This is a genomic window from Halorubrum halodurans (assembly GCF_002252985.1).
GTDB lineage: Archaea > Halobacteriota > Halobacteria > Halobacteriales > Haloferacaceae > Halorubrum > Halorubrum halodurans.
In genome coordinates this window covers 22162-42247 of record NZ_NHPJ01000121.1, presented here as the reverse complement: position 1 = coordinate 42247, position 20086 = coordinate 22162, and the positions used below count along the sequence as shown (strand labels likewise).

At 69.6% G+C, this 20086-nt stretch carries 16 protein-coding genes and 3 tRNA genes; 5 read left to right on the top strand and 14 right to left on the bottom strand.

Annotation, left to right across the window (positions count from 1 at the left end; all coding sequences use genetic code 11):
• Nucleotides 1-6: 6 nt before the first annotated feature.
• The 3 genes from rpoB to DJ70_RS14000 are packed head-to-tail and all read right to left on the bottom strand — an operon-like array spanning nucleotide 7 to nucleotide 3630.
• Nucleotides 7-1836, bottom strand: coding sequence for a DNA-directed RNA polymerase subunit B (gene rpoB, locus DJ70_RS14010; protein WP_094534029.1), 1830 nt, complete (start codon nucleotides 1834-1836; stop codon nucleotides 7-9).
• A gap of 1 nt (nucleotide 1837) precedes the next feature.
• Entirely contained in the window at nucleotides 1838-3403 is a 1566-nt protein-coding gene (locus DJ70_RS14005) for a DNA-directed RNA polymerase subunit B'' (RefSeq protein WP_094534026.1), read from the bottom strand.
• Nucleotides 3400-3630, bottom strand: coding sequence for a DNA-directed RNA polymerase subunit H (locus DJ70_RS14000; protein WP_094534024.1), 231 nt, complete (start codon nucleotides 3628-3630; stop codon nucleotides 3400-3402). Before DJ70_RS14000 ends, DJ70_RS14005 begins: the two co-directional genes overlap by 4 nt.
• 230 nt (nucleotides 3631-3860) lie before the next feature.
• On the opposite strand from DJ70_RS14000, the gene DJ70_RS13995 reads away from it, so the two are divergent.
• Nucleotides 3861-3933, top strand: a tRNA-Asp gene (locus DJ70_RS13995).
• 28 nt (nucleotides 3934-3961) lie between these two features.
• Nucleotides 3962-4034 (top strand) — tRNA-Asp (locus DJ70_RS13990).
• 131 nt (nucleotides 4035-4165) lie between these two features.
• Here DJ70_RS13990 and DJ70_RS13985 read toward each other — a convergent pair.
• From DJ70_RS13985 to DJ70_RS13975, 3 genes are all read right to left on the bottom strand, one after another.
• A complete protein-coding gene (locus tag DJ70_RS13985; protein WP_094534022.1) occupies nucleotides 4166-5170 on the bottom strand; it encodes a histone deacetylase family protein in 1005 nt (334 codons plus the stop codon).
• Nucleotides 5171-5602 (bottom strand): histone, encoded by a 432-nt coding sequence (locus DJ70_RS13980; protein WP_094534020.1) that lies wholly within the window; start codon nucleotides 5600-5602, stop codon nucleotides 5171-5173. It lies immediately after the preceding gene.
• Between the two features lie 152 nt (nucleotides 5603-5754).
• Nucleotides 5755-7206: a single-stranded DNA binding protein gene (locus DJ70_RS13975; protein ID WP_094534043.1), complete on the bottom strand. Its 1452-nt coding sequence runs from the start codon at nucleotides 7204-7206 to the stop codon at nucleotides 5755-5757.
• A gap of 252 nt (nucleotides 7207-7458) precedes the next feature.
• Between DJ70_RS13975 and DJ70_RS13970 the strand changes: the two genes are divergently transcribed.
• A tRNA-Arg gene (locus DJ70_RS13970) sits at nucleotides 7459-7531 on the top strand.
• A 383-nt stretch (nucleotides 7532-7914) separates the two neighbouring features.
• Here the strand turns inward: DJ70_RS13970 and DJ70_RS13965 are convergent.
• Nucleotides 7915-8382: a hypothetical protein gene (locus DJ70_RS13965; protein WP_143421043.1), complete on the bottom strand. Its 468-nt coding sequence runs from the start codon at nucleotides 8380-8382 to the stop codon at nucleotides 7915-7917.
• Nucleotides 8383-8683: 301 nt separating this feature from the next.
• Complete coding sequence (locus DJ70_RS13960; protein WP_094534041.1) at nucleotides 8684-10525, bottom strand: cation:proton antiporter domain-containing protein; 1842 nt, start codon at nucleotides 10523-10525, stop codon at nucleotides 8684-8686.
• A gap of 109 nt (nucleotides 10526-10634) precedes the next feature.
• Between DJ70_RS13960 and DJ70_RS13955 the strand changes: the two genes are divergently transcribed.
• Nucleotides 10635-11429, top strand: coding sequence for a hypothetical protein (locus DJ70_RS13955; protein WP_245810859.1), 795 nt, complete (start codon nucleotides 10635-10637; stop codon nucleotides 11427-11429).
• Between the two features lie 38 nt (nucleotides 11430-11467).
• Here DJ70_RS13955 and azf read toward each other — a convergent pair whose 3' ends face one another.
• From azf to thiD, 4 genes are all read right to left on the bottom strand, one after another.
• Complete coding sequence (azf, locus tag DJ70_RS13950; protein WP_094534013.1) at nucleotides 11468-12274, bottom strand: NAD-dependent glucose-6-phosphate dehydrogenase Azf; 807 nt, start codon at nucleotides 12272-12274, stop codon at nucleotides 11468-11470.
• Between the two features lie 76 nt (nucleotides 12275-12350).
• Complete coding sequence (locus DJ70_RS13945) at nucleotides 12351-12704, bottom strand: cell division protein SepF (RefSeq protein ID WP_094534011.1); 354 nt, start codon at nucleotides 12702-12704, stop codon at nucleotides 12351-12353.
• A 140-nt stretch (nucleotides 12705-12844) separates the two neighbouring features.
• Entirely contained in the window at nucleotides 12845-15583 is a 2739-nt protein-coding gene (gene mutS, locus DJ70_RS13940; protein WP_094534009.1) for a DNA mismatch repair protein MutS, read from the bottom strand.
• 91 nt (nucleotides 15584-15674) lie between these two features.
• Entirely contained in the window at nucleotides 15675-16505 is an 831-nt protein-coding gene (thiD, locus tag DJ70_RS13935; protein ID WP_094534007.1) for a bifunctional hydroxymethylpyrimidine kinase/phosphomethylpyrimidine kinase, read from the bottom strand.
• An 85-nt stretch (nucleotides 16506-16590) separates the two neighbouring features.
• Here thiD and DJ70_RS13930 point away from each other — a divergent pair, with 85 nt between their 5' ends.
• Complete coding sequence (locus tag DJ70_RS13930; protein WP_094534005.1) at nucleotides 16591-17232, top strand: DsbA family oxidoreductase; 642 nt, start codon at nucleotides 16591-16593, stop codon at nucleotides 17230-17232.
• 15 nt (nucleotides 17233-17247) lie between these two features.
• Here DJ70_RS13930 and DJ70_RS13925 read toward each other — a convergent pair whose 3' ends face one another.
• Both DJ70_RS13925 and DJ70_RS13920 read right to left on the bottom strand, forming a co-directional pair.
• Entirely contained in the window at nucleotides 17248-18099 is an 852-nt protein-coding gene (locus tag DJ70_RS13925) for a phosphatase PAP2 family protein (RefSeq protein ID WP_094534003.1), read from the bottom strand.
• A complete protein-coding gene (locus DJ70_RS13920; RefSeq protein ID WP_094534001.1) occupies nucleotides 18096-19931 on the bottom strand; it encodes an ABC transporter substrate-binding protein in 1836 nt (611 codons plus the stop codon). The genes DJ70_RS13925 and DJ70_RS13920 overlap by 4 nt, the downstream gene beginning before the upstream one ends.
• Between the last annotated feature and the right edge of the window lie 155 nt (nucleotides 19932-20086).

The window sequence follows — 20086 nt, the reverse complement described above, 5'->3', positions numbered from 1 at the left end:
TGACATTTAAATCGCGTCCTCCAGTTCGAGTTTCGGTCGGATGCCGAGGGCGATCATCTCGTCGAGCAGCAGCTTGAACGCGTAGCTGACCTCCAGCTCGTGGATGTCGTCCTCGTCGCCCGTGACCGGGTCGTACACGCGGCGCTGTTCCCTGTCCTCGACGGCGACGAGGCCCGTCTCCGCGGAGACGTACACCTGTTCCGCGTCCGAGGACTCGAGGAGCCGCTCGTTGAGCACCATTGACGCGCCGTGGCCGATGATCGTGTCGCGCTCCATCTCCCCGACGCGGAGGCCGCCCTCGCGGGCGCGTCCCTCGGTCGGCTGGCGCGTGAGCACCTGGACCGGCCCGCGCGAGCGGGCGTGGAGCTTGTTCGACACCATGTGGTACAGCTTGTGGTAGAAGATCGTCCCGACGAAGATCTCCGCGTCGATCTTCTCGCCGGTGACGCCGGAGTACATGACCTCCTTGCCGGAGGACTTGAACCCGTGCTCCTCCAGCCCGTCCCGGAGCTCCTCCTCGTCCTCGCCCTGGAACGGGGTGCCGTCGACGCGCGATCCGCGCAGCGAGCCGACCTTGCCGCCGAGCATCTCCAGCACGTGGCCGACCGTCATCCGCGACGGCAGCGCGTGCGGGTTCATCACGAGGTCGGGGACGACCCCCTCCTCGGTGAAGGGCATGTCCTCCTGCGGGGCGAGGTGGCCCACGACGCCCTTCTGGCCGTGTCGGGACGCGAACTTGTCGCCGAGCTCGGGCACCCGCTGGTCGCGCACCTTCACCTTCGAGAGCTTCGAGCCGTCCTCGCCCTCCATCAGCGTGACGGTGTCGACGACGCCGGACTCGCCGGAGCGCATCGTCACCGACGTCTCGCGGCGCTTCTGCGGGGAGAGCCCGCCCATGTCGTCCGGCTCCTCGAGGAAGCGCGGCGGGCTGGTCTTGCCGAGCAGCACCGAGGACTCGTCGACCCGCGTCTCGGGATTGACGAGGCCGTCCTCGTCGAGATGGGTGTACGCGTCCTCGCCGCGTGCGCCGCGGACGTCCTGGTCCGGGATCTCGAAGCGGTCCTCCTGGCCGCCGGGGTACCGGCGCTCCTCGCCCTCGTAGGTCCGGAAGAAGTGCGAGCGCGTGAGCGCGCGGTCGACGGAGCCCTGGTTCATCACCAGCGCGTCCTCGATGTTGAACCCCTCGTAGCTCATCACGGCGACGACGAAGTTCTGGGCGGCCGGCCGCTCGTCGAAGCTGATCTGGTCGGACGTCTGCGTCTTCACCATCGCCAGCTGCGGGTAGTGCAGCAGGTGTTGGCGGGTGTCCGGCCGGATCCGGTAGTTGGCGGAGGGAAGCCCGAGCGACTGTTTCATCATCCCCGCGCCCATCGTGATGCGCGGAGAGGCGTTGTGTTCGGGGTACGGGATCATCCCCGCGCCGATGCCGAAGACGAGCTGCGGGTCGATCTCGAGGTGCGTGTGCTTGTCGGTCACGTCCTCCTCGTCGACCGCGACGAGGATGTCCTCCTCCTCCTCCGCGTCGATGAACTCGATGTAGCCGCGGTCGACGAGGTCCTCGAAGTCGACGTCGCCGCGCTCGAGGGCGGCGATCTCCTCGTCGCCGAGGAGCGGCTCGCCGTTCTCGACGACGATCAGCGGTCGGCGGGCCCGGCCCGCGTCCGCGTTGACGATCACCTCGCGGGTTCGTTCCTTCACCGAGACGTTCACCATCTCGCTCACGTCGCCGCGTCGGCGCGCTTCGCGGATCTGGTCGGCGAGCTCGTGCGGGTCCGGATGGGTCCCGACGAGGCTCCCGTTGACGTACACCTTCGCTTCGCGTTCTGCTTGTGCCATGTTAGTCGTCCGCCGTCTGTCGTTCGACGCCCTCGATGCCGGGGATCCCCTCGACACCCATCGACGCCAGTTCTCGTTTCAGCCCCTGTTCGTCCTCGACGGTCTGTGACAGCTCCATCGCCTGCGCGAAGTTCTTCACGAGCCCGCAGTTCGGCCCCTCCGGGGTCTCGGAGGGACAGATGCGACCCCACTGGGTCGCGTGGAGGTCCCGCGCCTCGAAGTGCGGCTGCGAGCGTGACAGCGGCGACCGGAGGCGGCGCAGGTGAGAGAGAACGCCCATGTAGTCGGTCCGGTCGACGAGCTGGGAGACGCCGGAGCGGCCACCCACCCAGTTGCCCGTCGCGATCGGGTGTTCCAGCCGCTCCGTCAACACGTCCGAGCGAACCACCGTGTTCACGGTGAGCTGTCGGTTCCGCATGTTCGCCCGCTCGAGCTGGTACTTCACGTCGCGCGCCAGCTTGTTGAGCGCGGTCCGGAACAGGTCCCGCATCAGGTCGCCGGAGACCTTCAGCCGCTTGTTCGCGTAGTGGTCCTTGTCGTCGGCCTCCCGGCGGTCCAGGGCGAGCTCGAAACACGCCTCGGCCATCCGGCAGAGGTAGTACGCCTTGTTGATCCGGACGTCCTCCTCGTCGACGCCCTCCTCGTGGAGGTGCGGCAGGAGGTAGCGGTCGATGACGTAGTTCGCCCGCTTGAGCTGGTAGTTCTTCCCCTGGCCGCTCGCGACGCGCTCGCCGAGCGTCTCGATGGCCCCCTCGGTGGTCTGAACCGAGGCCTCCTCCAAGTTCTCCAGCATGAACTTCACGATCTCGGGGTCGTCGCTCACGCGGTGGACGATCTCCTCGTCGGACTCGAGCCCGAGCGCGCGGACGAGCGTGACGAAGTCGATCGAGCCGGACACCGAGGGGAACGACACCTCGAGGAGCCCCTCGCGGTTGCGCTCACAGAGCACGAGGGCGCGGTAGCCGCGCCGTTGGGAGAACGTCTTCGCGACCTGGATCTCGTCGCCGTACTTCGAGTCGTACTCCGCGAGGATCTTGTTCGGCGCGAGGTCCTCCGAGGTCATCAGGACGCGCTCGGAGCCGTTGACGATGAAGTAGCCGCCGGGATCGACTGGGTCCTCGCCGATGTCGATCAGCTCCTCGTCGGTGAAGTCGGCCATGTTACACTTGTCGGAGCCGACCATGATCGGCATCCGGCCGACCTTCGTCTCCGTGCTGTCGACGACGGTCTCGGGTTCCTCCTCGCCGCCGCGCACGATGGACATCTCCATGAACACCGGCGCGGAGTAGGTGATGTTCCGCAGGCGGGCCTCCTGGGGGTAGAGAAGCTCCTCGGAGCCGTCCGCCTCGCGGACTCGAGGCGTGACCATCCGCACGTCCCCGAGTTCGACGTAGACGGGTTCCTGTCCCTCCTTGTCGCCGATGTCGGTCTCGATCGTTTCCTTTTCGTCGACCACTTCCTGCATCCCGCGGCCCAGGAAGTTGTTGAAGGATCGGAAGTGGTGTTCGGCGAGTCGTTCGTCGGAGAAGTACTCGCGTGACACCACGCGTCGGTCTTGCCTGTTCATGAGACGACCAGTCGGAACACGACCGCTTGATCCGTCGTGCGTGAGTCTCGGACGATCTTCACCACGTCCCCGACTTCGGCGTCGTCCGGGGTCGCGGGGTCGGTACGTTTGATCTTCGGTAGGTTCGTCTTCTGTACGTCGTACTCGGACAGGACCGCCTCGATCTCCTCGGGATCGTCGATCAGGACGTGGTCCGGGACGAGTTCGTGTTGGCTTACGTCTACCATGGGTGGTGGTGGTGGGGAAAAGCTATCACGAGATACTACAGCGTGTTACCGACTCCAGCCGGATAAGGTTTGCCAACTCCGCCGCGCACGGCTCTCCGCGCGGGGCGTTCCACGTCCTCACGCTCGGGAGTGACACACAAAAACGTACCGCCCTCCCTGTGACCGGTCACCACCGCCGCCGCCGATGACAAGCCTTATTTGCCAGACACGGGTACGACAGGTTGCGACGCGCCCGGATGGTGTAGTGGCCCATCATACGACCCTGTCACGGTCGTGACGCGGGTTCAAATCCCGCTCCGGGCGTCCCCCTTTCGGGGCTTCGTCGCTGTCTGCCCGGATGGTGTAGTGGCCCATCATACGACCCTGTCACGGTCGTGACGCGGGTTCAAATCCCGCTCCGGGCGTCTTCCGTCGCCGCCAGTCGACGAGCGAGGCGGGTCGGCACCGGCGGCTCCGCCGCCGACCGCCCGTCGTGTCCCACCGACCGCAACCGTCCGCACCTCACGTCTCCCCGACCTCGGGGGATCGGTTCCGGCTATAACTCCAACGCCGACCGGAGGTCGGCGACCCGGTCCTCGGTCTTCTCGTCCGGCTCGCCGTCCGGCTCGACCGGGGTTCGGCCGTCGTACGTCTCGTGGACCATCGACACCCCCTCCGCGAGCGTGTCGAGGCCGTAGCCGCCCTCCAGGACGTACGCCACGGCGGCGTCGATCCCCTCCGCGACCGACCGGATCCGGTCGGTCAACAGCGCGTACCCCTCCGAGGAGACCCGCATCCGCGAGATGGGGTCGTGACGGTGCGCGTCGAACCCCGCGGAGACGACGAGCAGATCGGGATCGAAGCGGTCGAACGCCGGCTCGATCGCCTCGTCGACCGCGTAGAGGTAGTCGGCGTCGCCCGCGCCGGCCGCGAGCGGGAGGTTCACCGTCGCACGCGTGCCGTCGCCCTCGCCGGTCTCGGCCAGTTCGCCCGTCGCCGGGTAGAGCCCGTCCTCGTGGATCGACGCGTACAGCACGTCGCCCCGGTCGTAGAAGATGTCCTGGGTGCCGTTGCCGTGATGGACGTCCCAGTCGAGGATCGCGACCCTGTCGGCGCGGCCGGCGTCGACGACGCGCTGGGCCGCGACCGCGGCGTTGTTGAAGAAACAGAACCCCATCGCGTCGTCGGTGACCGCGTGGTGGCCCGGCGGCCGGCCGATCGCGAACGGGGTGTTCCGGCCGTTCTCGCCGTCCAGCGCCGCCTCCGCCGCCCACCGGGCCAGTCCGGCCGCCGAGAGCGCGGCCTCCCAGGTTCCCTCGCCCGCGACCGTGTCCGGATCCCAGTTGCCGCCGCCGTCAGCACAGAACGCCTCGAGTTCGTCGACGTAGTCGTCGTCGTGGACGGCGGCCACGGCCCCGCGGTCCGCCGGCTCCGCCTCGACGTACTCGACGCCGTGTCGCTTCGCGAGTCCCCGCCGGATCGCGCGCAACCGGTCCGGGTTCTCGGGGTGTCGGTCGCCCGTGTCATGGTCGAGACACCGCTCGCTGTAGCCGAAGCGCATCTATTCGAACAACGCGAAGTACGTCTCGATGTCCTCGGCCTGTACGGTCCGGCGGTCCGCGTGGCGAGCCAGCGTCGCGGCCGCGCTCGCCACGTTGTCGGCGTAGTCCTCGAGGATGTCGGCCAGCGCGATCCGGGCGTCAACGCCGACCCGATACCGGTCGTCGATGCGAAGCCGCGCGATCCGGTCGATGGGCGCGACGGGGAGGGAGAGCTCCTCGCGGGGGATGACCTGTTCGACGCCGAAGTCCGACGCCATCAGCGTCTTCCGCCCGTCCTCGGTCGCCCGGTCGGCCGCGTCGATCGCCAGTTCCGCGCCGTGCGACTGGATCCGCCGGGCCAGCTCCTCCGCGGCGTCGGCGCTGACCCGGAGCTCGCCGGCGTTCCGCCGGATGATCGTGTCCACCGGCGCGAACGGCAACTCGACACTCATACACACAGTCGGGTTCGTCCACCGTATAACGCTTTCCGTTACCGGCGTCTACGCGCCCGAACGACGGCCTCGGGGGCACTCAGCGGGTCGTTCCGTCCCGTCGCCGGGCGGGTCGTCGTCCCCGCGACGCGAGGACGCCCGGCGACCGCGTGTCAGAACACGTCCTCGGCGTGGATCGTCCCGTCGCGCTCCGGGCCGCGAACCGTTATCTCCTCGCCGAGCCGCAGGCTCGCGTCCGTCTCGACGCTTTTCGTCCGCTCCCCGTCGTCCAACACGATCGGGCTCCCGGTCTGGACGACCGTTCCCGTGAACTCCACGTCGGCGGCGGAGCCGGGATCGGCGGCCGCCGTCGCGGTACCGTCGCCGTCCGCCACCGCCTCGGCCTCGCCGTCCGCCCCTCCCGAGCCGCCGAAGGCGTCGAGCCCCGTGTCGGCCGCCGCCGCGTCCGTCGTCCCCGCGTCCGCGCCGTCGGTCGTCCGGCCGGCCCCCGCGTCCGCGCCGTCGGCGTCGAGCACGGAGACGGTCGATCGCCAGTTCGCGGACGCCTCGAGGTCGTCCTGCCAGCCGTCCTGGATCTCCACGTCGGTGAAGACGACCCGGTCCGCCAGCTCGATCTCGCGGTCGGCCTTCTCGCCCCACAGCGCGACGCGGATCTCGCCCGTCCCGTCTTTGATCCGGACGTTGCGGACCTGTCCCTCGCTCCCGTCGTCGCGGTCGAACGTCCGTTTCGGGTCCGTCTCGATGACGCCGCCGGCGATGTCGACGGTCTCGCCGATCTCCAGTTCGGCGATGTCCGTCGTCTCCGGCACGTACTCGACGTCCTCGTCGACGCGGTCGACGGTGCCCCGGTCGCCGACGTGTAGCTCGAGGTCGCCGTCCCGCTCGCGGACGTAGCCGTCGCCGACCTCGACGACCTCGCCCGATTCGAACTCCTCGACGAGGTCGGCCTTGTCGTCCCACAGCGTGACTCGGACCCGGCCGGTCTCGTCGCCGACGGTGAGGTTCGCCACCCGCCCCTCGCTCCCGTCGTCGCGGTCGAACGTCCGGACCGTGTCCGTGTCGAGGACCTTCCCGACGAGGTCGACGTCGGACGCGCCGAGCGTGAGGTCCTCGACGCGGTAGGTGTCGAGCACCTGAACGTCGACCTCGGCGTCCTCGTCGGGTTCGACCTTGTCGGCGCTCACCTCGAGGCCGCTGTACCCCTCCTTCGGTCGGCCCATGACTCGCAACACCTGGCCGACCTCCAGTTCCTCCTCGGCCGCGGTCGCCATCTCGTCCCAGAGGGCGACCCGGACGGAGCCGGAGGCGTCCGCGACGTCGACGTTACAGACGCGCCCCTCGGCGTCCTCGCCGTCGCGCTCGAACGTGCGGACGTCGCCGATGGACGTCACCTTCCCGAGGAACTTCACGTCGTTCATGCCGGGCTCGATGTCGGCGATGGTGTCGGCCTCCTCGTCGCGGAGCTCGTGGGCGATGAGCATCGCGGCGGTCTCCTCGTCCGCCAGCCCCCCCATCTGCTCGACTTTGTCCTCGACGGCGGCCGCGAACTCCTCGAACTCGACGTCGGTCTCGAGGTCCTCGTAGACGTCCTCTATGGCTCCCATACGCGTACCTCGTAGGGTCGTCGACTCCGCGGATAAGCGTTGTCCTTGCGCCGTTTCCGCGCCCTCGTCGGCCGCGTTCTCCGTCCGCTTTCGTGCCGCGTTCTCGCTCGGCATACCCCGCACTCGTCCCGGTTCGGTACAAAAGCGTTCAGTCCCCGAGCCGGGGCCGGCCGTCGGCGGTCCGTGCGACCGCCGGGCACGGAGCGGGCGGACCGTAACCGTCTTAAGTATCTCGGCGATACGTGTAATCGAGTCCTGGTAGGGTAGTGGACTATCCTCTTGGCTTGCGGAGCCAGGGACCGGAGTTCAAATCTCCGTCAGGACGCTCACTTTGCGGCCGTCTCACTTCGTTCGACAGCCACTGCGTTCGCGTCCTGACGTGCCCTGCGCTCGCTCGTTCGCGGCTTCGCCGCTCACTTTCGAGGGCTCCCTTCGGTCGCCCTCGCACCGCTCGCGCAGGACTCCGTCAGGACGCCATGGAACGACTCGCGTACGTTCTCCACGGGACCAGATCGGTCAGTCCAGACGAACGCCATATCACGTCCACTCCGTAACTACCCATATCCTGTCAGGAAGGGACTGCTGAATATAGGGGGTGAGTTCAGCGGAGCGATCCGATAATCCCTCGGAGAACTCTCTATTCGAACACACATACAGGAGACTGATATATGAGAGCAATAGCGATTCGGGAGTCGATCCCTGCTTCTGTCAGCAAGCGTCTTCTGTATCCACGTCGATCGAGAGTTCGCCCATAATACCGATTTCGACCAGAATACTCAGACAGTCCACGTCGGTCCGCAACTGAGTGGATGTCATCTGCGTCCCACCAGCTGGGTCATCCGCCTCAGCGCGAGCGTGGAGCGCATATTTCCCAGGTGACTGAACGGGATTTTTCCAAGAGTACGTATCGATTTCCTCGTTCCTGTCATCGTCTCGGTCGGCCATTGGTCGCGTTGGATGTGTTTCCCAGAACACGACCTCGTTATCGGTTACATCTTCGATAACGACATCGAATACAACGGGGCTATCGCCGAGGTTCTTAACCCACACCTCCGCAATTGAGACAGACCCCGATTCCTGGGTGAACTCCGAGACAGACGAACACCCAGAAAGCGGGATCGAGAGCACGGTTCCGGCCGACAGCAGTAGCATTCGGCGTGACTGAGTGGAGGGCACGGTTATGTGCTCATCTCGATTCGATATGAATGCTGGGTCAGGGCAAACCTAACCGAACAGAGCTATCCAGGGAGAAAGAGGGTGAGCCGAATCCAGCTCCACGTGAGTACGGGATAGGCGCGTTGTATTCATCACGTCGCTATGAACGTCAACGCAATTTGGCAGAAATATCAGCAGCACATTCGCACACGGAGCCTCTCGCCTGGTGCGCACGAAGACGCGCGCGACCGGTTCGGACGGATCTCTTTGGACAGTCCGAGAACCGAACGGGTCGCGATCGAGAACGTCGGTCCTCGACGCCCTAGTCGTGCGGGTGGAACCGGTTCATCGCGCGCTTGACGCCCTGGGCGTCGCCGATGAACGTGACGTGGTCGCCGGACTCGAGCACGCGGTCGGCCGAGGGGACGTAGTTCTCGCCGTCGCGGCTGACGACGGCGACGAACACGCCGTCCGGGATGTCGGAGTTGAGATCGCGAATGCTCTTGCCGGCGAGTTTCGCGGAGGTCACCTCGACCTCCTGGACGTCGTGGCTGTCCCCGAGTTCGCTCATCCAGTGGGTGAGCGCCGGGCGCTCGATCTCGTCGTCGATGGCCACCGCCGTCGCCGTCGACGCGTCGATGGCGGTGACGCCGATGCTCTCGAACGCGTCGACGTTGTCGGGGTCGGTCACCCGCGAGTAGGCCGACGCGACGTCGAACTTGGTGATGGCGAGCTGGCACGCGAGGAGGTTGACGTCGTCGTCGCCGGTCGTGGTGATGATCCGCTTTGCGTCCTCGATCCCGGCCTTGCGCAACGTCTCGGTCTCGTTTCCGTCGCCCTCGTGGACGGTGTACCCCTCCGCGCGAGCGCTCTCGACGGCGTCCGCGTCGGCGTCGACGATGACGACGAACTCGCCCCTGTTCTCCAGTCGTGTGGCGAGCGCCCGGCCGATCCGACCCCCGCCGATGATTATCGTGCGCATTGGTGACACTCCGAGGTACTCGCCGATCTGTCGCGCCAGCCCCGCCTCGACCGCGACCGTCGCGAAGATGACGGCGAACACCGTCCCGACGAGCAGTTCGCCGGCCGCGACGTTCCCCGCCAGCTCCAGCTCGATCGCGAAGAGCGTCGCCACGCTCGCCGGGATGATCCCGCGCGGTCCGACGGCCGCGATGAACAGCCGCTCGGCCCGCGTGAACCGCTCGACGCCGAGGGTGGCGAGGAACGCCCCCAGCGGGCGCAACACGAGCATGACCACGAGAACGAGCCCGATCGCGCCGACGCCGAGCGCGAGTATCGCCTCGACGTCGATCAGCGCGGCCAGCGAGATGAACACGAACGAGAGCACGACGAGCGTCGTGTTCTGTGCGAACCGCTCGATCTCCTCGCGGTTGTCGATGTCGGCGTTCCCGAGCAGCATCCCGCTCGTCGCCGCCGCGGCGATCCCCGCCTCGGCCGCGACGGCCTCCGCGGCCGCGAACGACCCGACCGCCGCGGCCAACACGAGGAACTGCGACGCCTGGACGTCGCGCTCGGGGACGAACTCGCTCTCCAGGAGGAGGTAGATGACGACCGTCGCGAGCACCCCCGCGGCGACGCCGGTGCCGAACCGCTGGAGGAACGACACGAACGTCGCGGGCACGCCGAGGTCGTCGAGCAACAGCGTCTCGAAGACGACCACGGCGACGATCGCCGCGGTCACGTCGTTGACGATCCCCTCCGTCTCCAGCGCGGTCGCGACGTGGTCCCTGACCCGGACGACGTCGAGGATCGGCGTGATCACCGTGGGGCCGGTCGCGACGAGCAGCGCCCCGATGAGCAGCGCGATCTCCCAGCTGGCCCCCTCGAGGACGCGGACCGCGACCGCGGTCCCGAGGAACATCACGACCGCGCTGACCGTGACCAGCCGGAGCGAGACCGTCGACGCGCGACGGATCCGCTCGATGCGCAGCGCGAACGCCCCCTCGAAGACGATGATCGCGACGCTGAGACCGACGATGATCTCGAGGCCGTCTCCGAACGTGTCCAGCGTCACGAGCCCGAGCACCTCGGGACCGAGGAGGACCCCGATCGCGAGATAGAAGATGACGCTCGGAACCTTCAGCCGGTGTGCGAGGAGCTGTACGCCGAGCCCCGAAACGAGGACGACCGCGACGACCGGCAGGAGGCTACTTGACACGTCTACCCGACTATTGTAGTCTGTTTACATTACTGTGTTGGTTCGACGCCCGTCGAACTCGGGATTTATGTCCGTTCCCGACGGAGACGGCCGCGTGACACGGGACGCCCGCGACGACGCCGGCGGCGAGACCGTCGACGCCGCCTTCGAGGCGGGAGTGGCCCTGTTCAACGCCGGACACGTCCTCGCGGCACGCGATCGATGGGAGGCGGCGCGGAGCGCGGTCGCCGACGGTCCGGCCGCCGACGGGTCCGACGCCGGGGAGGTCGACGACGTCGGCGGTGCCGTCGACGGGTCCGACGCCGGAGAGGTGCGGGTTCTTCGGGGATTGGCCGCGGCCGCGACCGCGGCCGATCGCGCGGGCGACGGGGATCGATCGGCCCACATGCGGGACGCGGAGCGGTCCGACGCCGCGGAGCAGGGAGCGCGCGCGCTGACCCTCCTCGAGGGGACCGGCGAGGCGTACCGCGGCCTCGCGCTCGAGCCGGTTCGCGAGTGGTGTCGGCGGCTCGCCGCCGCCGGCGACACGGCCGGATCCGATCCCGGCCCGGTCGACGCCACCCCCGACCCGTTCGCCCCGTCCGACGCCGACCCGCCGACGCTCCGGATCGACGGCGTCGCCGTGGGGTTCGAGGAGCTGGGTCTCGCGGCGACGCTCGCCGCCGCGCCGGCGCTGGCGGCCGCGGTCGACGCCGGGGAGGAGCCGACGCTGGCGGCGGCGGCGCGGCTCGCGCGGGAGGAGCGCGGGACGGGCCGGACGCAGGTCACGGAGCTCGTGTTCGCGTACCTCCGACGACCCGAGGCGCGTCCGCAGATCGCGGCGCGGATCGCCGACCACGTCGACCGGGACCGGCGCGAGCGCCGGGACGTGTCGGGACTCTTCGAGTGAGCCGCGTCGTCGGGGGACGGGAGCGTCGCCGGACGGACTCAGGGCTCGTCGGTCGGCGGGCCCTCGGCGATGGGGTCGCCCTCGAAGGTGTAGTTCGCGGAGTTGTCCTGCGGGTCGTACCCGAGGACCTCGCGGGCGCGGTCGATCGAGTAGTACTTCCGGTCGTTGTCGGAGATGCCGTAGACGATCTCGAAACCGTACTCCGCCAGCAGACAGCGGTCGAAGAGGTGCGCGCAGTCGCCGTGTGAGAGCCACATCGCCTGGCCGCGCTCGTACTCGCGCGGCGGGTGGTCCTTGGTGAGGTTGCCGATGCGGACGCAGACGACGGACATCCCGGTCTCGTCGTGGTAGTACCGACCCAGGAACTCGCCGGTCGCCTTCGAGACGCCGTAGAGGTTGCCCGGCCGCGGAAGCTCCTCGCCGTCGAGCCGGTAGTCGTCGTCGGGTCGGTACAGATCGGGCGTCCGGTCGTCGGTCTCGTAGCCGCCGACGGCGTGGTTCGAGGAGGCGAACGCGAACTTCTCGACGCCCGCCTCGGCGGCGGCACGCATCACGACCTGCGTCCCGTCGATGTTGTTCCGGAGGACGGAGTCCCACGGCGCGGTCTTCCGCGGGTCGCCGGCGAGGTGGACGACCGCGTTCACGCCGGTCACGGCCTCGCGGACGGCGCGCTCGTCGGTGATGTCCGCGACGTACTGGTCCGCGTCGGTCACCCGATCGGGAACCTTCGCGGCCGAGATCGGCTCGCGGTCGAGGAGCCGCCAGTCGTACTCCTCGCCGATGCCATCGAGGATGGCCTGGCCGACCCGCCCGCCCGCGCCAGTGAGTAGGACCGGATCGTCCATTCAGCCTACTATGGACGCGAGGACGGCATATATGACACGGTTCGGCCGCCGAGACGCCGACGCCGGGTTCGCGACCTCAAGAGAGCTTCTGCCGGGAGACGGTGACGCCGGTCGGCGCGATCACGAGCTGGTCGTCGCCCTTCTGGACGATGTCGCCGTCGACCTCCTCCGCCACCTGGCGGAGCTCGTCGATGATGTGTTCTACCGTCCGATCCGACGTGGAGTGGCGGGTGATGTCGGCGATGACGAAGTCGCCGTCGTACACCGCGTCCTTGATCGGGATGACGTCGCTCTGGTCGCCGATCTCGGCGATGTGTACCCGCATTCCCGCCTCCGCGCTCGCCTCGGCGAAGTCGTCTATGTCGAGTTCGACGTAGTCGTCGACGGAGCGCTGCCCGCCCCCGCCGAGGATCTTGCTCATAATACCCATACCCGTGTTACGACGAGGTCGCACATTAGTTCTTACGTCAGACGCGGTCGCCGGATCCGCCCGTCGATGGCCATCGAGTCCGCCCGGTAGGCGGGAGCTCGGGGCGACAGTCGCCCTCGTCGAGCGGGAGGCCGGGCGCGTCAGTCGTTCCCGTCGAGTCGCTCCTGCCACTCCTGGACCCGCGAGAGCAGCTCCACCGGCGCGGTCGCGGCGACGTCGACGTCGGCCAGCTCCTCGATCACCGCGCGCGCCTCCGGATCGAGTTCCGTTCCGGCGTCCGTCCCGGCATTCTCGGCTCCCGGTCCGGCGTCCTCGGCGGTCGCGGCCGTCGCGCCGGCCGGTCCGTCGCCGCGGGCGGCCCCGCCGCCGTTTCGCGAGGCCTCCTCCCCGCGATCGTTCCCGGCGAACGACCCGGTCGAGAGGTCGAAGACGGCCTGTGTCGTGGGCGATCCGCCGTCTCCCCCGTTCGATCCGCCCTTCGCCTCGATCGCCTTCTCCTCGCGCAGCCGGTCGAGCACCCGGTCGGCGCGGTCGACGACCGGCTCGGGAACGCCCGCGAGGTCGGCGACGTGGACGCCGTACGACCGGTTCGTCGGGCCGTCGCGCACCGTCCGGAGGAACGTCACGTCACCGTCGCGCTCGTCGACGGCGACGTGGACGTTCGCGACGCGCGGGAGGTGGTCCGCGAGCGTCGTCAACTCGTGGTAGTGGGTGGCAAAGAGGGTGCGGGCGCGCACCTCGTTGTGGAGGTACTCCGTGGCCGCCCACGCGATGGAGATGCCGTCGTAGGTGGCGGTTCCCCGACCCACCTCGTCGAGGATCACCAACGAGTCCGCGGTCGCCGAGTGGAGGATGTTCGACAGCTCCTGCATCTCCACCATGAACGTCGACCGCCCCTGGGCCAGCTCGTCGAGCGCGCCCACGCGGGTGTAGATCCCGTCGACGAGCCCGACCTCGGCCGACCGCGCCGGGACGAACGACCCCGCCTGCGCGAGCAGCTGGATCAGCGCCGCCTGCCGCATATACGTCGACTTCCCGCTCATGTTCGGCCCCGTGACGATCAGGAAGCCGCGCTCGGCGTCGAGCTCGAGGTCGTTCGGAACGAAGTCCGTCGTCCGCTCGACGACCGGGTGCCGGCCCGCCTCGATCGAGAGGGTCCGCGACTCGGTCAGCGTCGGCCGCGTCCAGTCGTTCCCGGCGGCGTGCGTCGCGAGCGACGCGAGCGCGTCCACCTCGGCGATCGCCCGGCCGACGTTCTGGAGCAGCGTCGCCGCCTCGGCGACCCGCTCGCGAAGCTCCTCGAACAGCTCGTACTCCAGCTCGCCGCGCGCCGCCTCCAGCCGGAGCACCTCCCGCTCGCGCTCCTCCAGCTCGTCGGTGACGAACCGCTTCGAGTTCTTCAGCGTCTTGATCTCCCGGTAGCGTTCCGGCACCTCGTCCGCCACCGACTTGCCGACCTGGATGTAGTAGCCGTCCGTCTTGTTGCGGTCGACGGTGACGTGTGAGAGCCCGTGGTCGCGCTTCTCGCGCTCGGCGAGCGTGTCGAGCCACTCGAGGGCCGCCTCGTGGCGCTCGATGAGCTCGTCGAGCTCGTCGTCGTACCCCGTCCGGAACAGCCCGCCCTCCGTCTTCGTCTTCGGCGGGTCCTCGGCGAGCGCGGCCGCCAGCTCGTCGTGGAGGTCGCGGGCGCGGTCGCGGTCCGGCCGGCGGAGGACCTCGGCGACCGGCGACTCGGCCAGCGGCGTCCCCTCGATCGCCTCCGCGAGCGCGGGCAGCAGCGCGAGGGTGTCCCGGACCGACGAGAGCTCCCGCGCACCCGCGCTCCCGCTCGTCGTTCGAGCGGCCAGCCGCTCGAGGTCGGCGGCGTCGCCGAGCGTCTCGCGGAGCCGGTCGCGCGCGAGCGCCGCGGACGCGAGCGACGCCACCGAATCGAGCCGCCGGTCGAGCTCGTCGCGGTCGCGTTTCGGCCGCGTGAGCCACTCGCGGAGCAGCCGCCCGCCCGCGGCGGTGACCGTGTGGTCGACGGCGTCGAACAGCGTCCCGTCGGCGTCGCCGCGCATCGTCTCCGTGATCTCCAGGTTGCGCTGGGTCGTCGCGTCGAGCTCGACGTGGTCGCTCGCGGCGTACGTCGTCAGCCGGGTCATCGACGCGAGCACGCCCGCGCCCGTCTCGGCCACGTACGCCAGCGCCGCGCCGGCCGCCCGCGTCGCCGGGTCGGAGTCCAGCCCGACGCTGTCGGCGGTCTCCGCGCCGAACTGTTCGCGGACCGCGTGGGCCGCCCGCCCCGGCGCGAACGCCTCCGCGTCGAAGACGGAGACGGAGCCGGCCAGGTCCTCGCGGACCGCGCCGAGGAAGGCGTCGTCGTTCCGGAGGTCGGGACCGGGCAGCACCTCCGCCGGGTCGAAGCGGTACAGCTCGGCGCGCAGGTCTCCCCGATCGGCGAGCTCGGCCGCGAGGAACCGGCCGGTGGTGACGTCCGCGAACGCGACGCCGTAGGGGCCATCGTCGTCGCCGCGCACCACGGTCGCCAGGTACCGCGCGTCGTCGTCGCTCGTCTCGAGGAGGGTCCCCGGCGTGACCACTCGGGTGATCTCCCGCGCGTGGCCGTCCTCCGTCTCGTACTGGTCCGCGACCGCGACCCGGTAGCCGCGCTCGACGAGCGCCTTCAGGTACGGCGTCAGTTCCGAGAGCGGGACGCCCGCCATCGGGTACGACGACCCGTGCGAGGACTTCTGTGAGACCGTCAAGTCGAGCTCGTCGGCGACCAGCTCGGCGTCGTCGGCGAAGAACTCGTAGAAGTCGCCACACTGCATCGCGAGGACGTCCGCGTCCGTCGACTCCTTGAGCTCGAGGAACTCCCCGACGATCCCCGTTGGCATACCCGTACTCCCGCCGTCGGCGGCTAAAACCCTGCGGGTCGCTCGCGACCCGGTCGGGCGATCAACCCGCGTCGATCGCGGGCGGAGCCATTCACCGCGCGTCCGTCGCGGTCGGGTTCACCGCGCCCGGCCCGCCGCCCACGTCGTAGCCGCGACGGATCGCCTCGCCCATGTCGTCGACCGCGGCGACGGCGGCCCCCTCGAGCGACTCGCCGCGGGCCAGCCGCGCGGCGATCGCGCTCGAGAGGGTACAGCCGGAGCCGTGGGTCGCGTCGGCGTCGATCCGCGAGTTCTCGATCCGGCGCACGCGCGGGTCGTCGCCCTCGCCCGCCATCACGAGCGTGTCGGTCACCGTCCCCGCGTCGGCGTCGAGGTGGCCGCCCTTCACGAGCGCCGCGTCGGCGCCGCGCTCGACGAGTTCTCGACCCGCACGCTCGGCGTCGACGGGCGTCTCGACCGGACCGTCGACGAGGATCGCCGCCTCGTCGGCGTTCGGCGTGACGAGCGTCGCGGCCGCGATCAGCTCGTCGTAAGCCGCCTCGGCCCCCGCCGACAGCAGCCGGTCGCCGGTCGCGGCCACCATGACGGGGTCGACGACCACGGGGCCGTCGAACGTCCGTACCTTCCGCGTCACCGCCTCGACGATCTCCCGCGTCGCCAACATCCCGGTCTTGACCGCGGCGGGGGCGAGATCGTCGACGACCGCGTCGTACTGGGCGGTCACGTGCTCGGCCGACAGCGGGACCACGTCGTGGACTCCGCGGGTGTTCTGGGCGGTCGTCGCCGTCACGACCGACGTGCCGAAGACGCCGTGGGTCGTCATCGTCTTCAGATCCGCCTGTATCCCCGCTCCGCCGCCGCTGTCGCTGCCGGCGATCGTCGCCGCGACGGGCGGCGAGACCGGATCGTAGGACCGGCTCATACTCCGGTGGTATTCATTGGTTGTACTAGTGGCTGGCGATCGCCGCCGCCGAACGGGCTTTCCGCGTCGAGGCCGGACGGCGGACATGACCGACACCGACCCAGTCGCCGTCACGGTCTTCTCCGACTACGTCTGCCCGTTCTGCTACCTGGGCCGCCAGTCACTCGAGCGGTACCGCGAGACGCGGGACGGGGACGCCCCGCCGCTGCGGATCGACTGGCACCCCTTCGACCTCCGCAGCGGGAAGCGTCGACCCGACGGGAGCATCGACACGGACGCCGACGACGGGAAGGACGAGGACTACTACGAACAGGCGAAAGAGAACGTCCGCCGGCTCCAGGCGGAGTACGACGTCGAGATGGACCTCGAGATCGCGACCGACGTGGACTCGCTCGACGCGCAGGTCGTCTCCTACCACCTGAAACGACACCACCCCTACGAGACGTGGCTCGCGTTCGACGAGGGCGTCTTCGCCGCGCTCTGGAGGGACGGCGAGGACATCGGCGACCGCGACCGCCTCGTCTCGCTCGCCGAGACGGCCGGCGTGGACCCCGACGAGGCTCGCTCCGCCCTCGCGGACGACACGCTTCGCGGGGAGGTCACGGAGCTGTTCGAGGCGGCGAAGCGGCGCGGCGTCACCGGCGTCCCGACGTTCGCGTACGACGGCCACGCCGCCCGCGGCGCGGTGCCGCCCGAGCACCTCCGACGGCTCGTCGAGGGCGCGTAGCGCCGTCCGGGCGCGTCAACCCCGAGCCTTCGCGTCGTCGGGGTCTCCCCCCGTCGCCTCCGATCCCCTTCCGTCCGGATCCACGTACCGGCAGGCGGCGTACACGCAGCCGAGCGCGAGCGCGGTCCCGAAGACCACGTCCGTGAGCCAGTGGATCCCGAGGTACATCGTCGAGACGACCACGGAGCCGGCGATCCACCAGGCGAGCGCCGTCCACGCGGGGTACTCCCCGCGGGTGAGCGCGGCGAACGCCGCGACCGTCACCGACAGGGAGGTGTGAAGCGAGGGGAACACGTTCGTCTCGACGTTCACCTCCCCGGTGAGCGTCTGGAAGTTCGGGTTGAACGTGTACAGAAGCGAGGTGACGGCGTCGGGCATCACGTTTCGCGGGCCGTACGCCAACACGACGGTGTAGAGCACGAGGCCGAGCGCGTAGTTGAGCGTGTACGCCACGATCAGCCGCTTCAGCGTCGTCGACTCCGGGAGGGCCGCGTACGCGATGAACGGGAACACGAGCAGGAAGGCGTACCCGTACACGTAGACGGACGAGAAGTACAGCGTCAGCTCCGGGCTGTGGAAGGTCCCCTGGAGCCACGCGACGAACCCGCCCTCGAGCGCGAGGATGGCGCCGGTCAGCCGCAGGCCGAACACCTCCGAGACCGACTGGAGCGCGGGCCGACCGATCCCGCTCACGAGGAGCACGGCGAACAGGGCGGCGACCTCCCGACGCGACTCGCGGAGGTACGGACCGAGGTGCTCGCCGACACCGTAGAGCCCCCGCGGCCCCACGATCGCCACGCCCGCGACGAGACACATCGCGGCCACCCAGAGCAGAACGCTCGTGACGATCGAGAGGAGCGGGCTCATTGATCCCGCGCGAGCAGCCTGTCGGACTCGTCGAACCGATAGCCGATCTCCCGGAGCGCGTCGCGCGTCGCCGCCACGTCGAGCGTTCCGTCCTCCCCGCGGAACGGGTGTATCGGATCCCCGTCGTCGGCGTCCCACCGGAGCGCCTCCGGAACCCACTCCGGCGACGTGGAGAGGGGCGTGCTCGCCGGCCGGGCGTGGCCGGCGAAGGCGTCGTCGACGACCGCCGCCTTGTCCACGAGCGAGGCGACGATCCCCCGGAACCGCGGGTTCGAGAGCGGCGCACGTCGCGCGTTGTAGCCGACGTAGTAGAACGCGGCCGAGCGCGTGCTCACGAGGCGGACGTCCTCCTCCCGACCGATACGCGGAACGGAATCCGGACCGAGGTTCGAGACCGTCCCGTCCGCGTGGCCGTCGGCGACCCACTGGACCGCCTCCACGTCGGAGCCGACGACCGACACCTCGAGCCGGTCGAACGACGGCGTTCCCAAGTACGCGTCCGGGATCCCCTCCCGGCCGTCGTCCCCGGCCGGCGATCCGTTCGACCCGTCGTCCGCCGCGGGCGACCCGGCGCGAGCGAGGAAGTGGCCGGGGGTCCGCTCGAAGACGACCCGCTCGCCGGGCGTCGCCTCGACGAAGCGCACGGGGCCGCTTCCGACGGGCTCCTCGTTGGGGGTGACGAGCGCCTCCGTGGTCTCGACGTCGAACTCGAACCCCCCGACGGTCGCCATCTCGGCGCGGTCGCTCCAGACGTGTTCCGGAAGCACCGGGACCCGCAAGGCCCGCGTTGCCACGTCGGCGCCGACGTCCCCGATCCGCAGCCTGACGGTCGAGTCGTCGACGGCGGTGGCCGACTCCACGATCGAGCCCCGTCCGCGGAACTGCGGGGCGGGCACCGGCGTCTCGGCGTTCCCCATCGAGGTGTCGCGGAGGAACGCGTACGTGAACGCCACGTCCGACGCGGTCACCGGCTCGCCGTCGTGCCACGTCGACGACCGCAACTCGACCGCGAGCGTCTCCGGGTCGTGCCACTCCCAGCCGCGGGCGAGCCACGGGATCGCGGTCCCGTCGTCGACGACCGCGAGCCGGTCGTACAGGATCGACATGAACGTCCCGTATCGCCGGTACTCCGCCGCGATCGGGTTCCAGTTCTCGGAGATGCGGCCGTCCGTCGTCACGAGACGCAGGGCGACCGGCTCCCCGTCCGCGCGTCCCCCGTCGACGTGCTCCATGCCGAGCAGTCCGGTCGCGGAGACTGGCGGTCCCCGCTCCCAGCCGACGAACCGGTCCGTCCGCGCCGCCGCGAGCGCGTCGGGGAACGCGACGACCGTGAACGGCTGTTTCTCGCAGACGTCGGTGAGGAGGTCCGCGACGACGGCACGCCGGTCCGCCCTCCCGCTCGCCCGTTGTGCCTCCAGGTGCTCGTCGGTCTCGAGGTCGGTGAACCCGAACGGGTTCTGCCAGCCCGGCTCGGCGGCGAACCGCGAGTGGATGAGGCCGTAGAGCTCGTCCGGGTCGAACGGGAGCACCTCCGTGTACTGGCCGACGTAGACGTCGAAGTCGTGGTTGAGGAGCACCGTCCGATGGAGGTCGGCCACGTTCATCGTCTCGACCCGTGCGTCGACGCCGACGGCCGTCAGGTTCTCCGCGAGCGCCCGTGCGATCCGGATCCCGTGCGGGTCCTCGTCGGCGGGCGTCGTCCGGATCTCCAGGACGAGCTGTGAGGAGCCGTCCCGTCCGGCGAGGTTCCGCGCCCGCCCGGCACAGCCAGCGCTCCCGACCGCGAGGCCGATGCCGGCGAGCGCGTCGCGTCGACTGATCCGCGGGGCCATTCTCCAGCCGGAGTCATCCCCGAAACTATATCAGTTCTGTGGTGTGTCCGGCCTCGGCCCCGCGTATCGGTCGACGGCGGCGGGTCCCTTCGCCGTCCGGAATCACGCCCGATCGTCACGGGCTCCCGCCTCGCCGCCGGGGGCGCGCCCCCGTC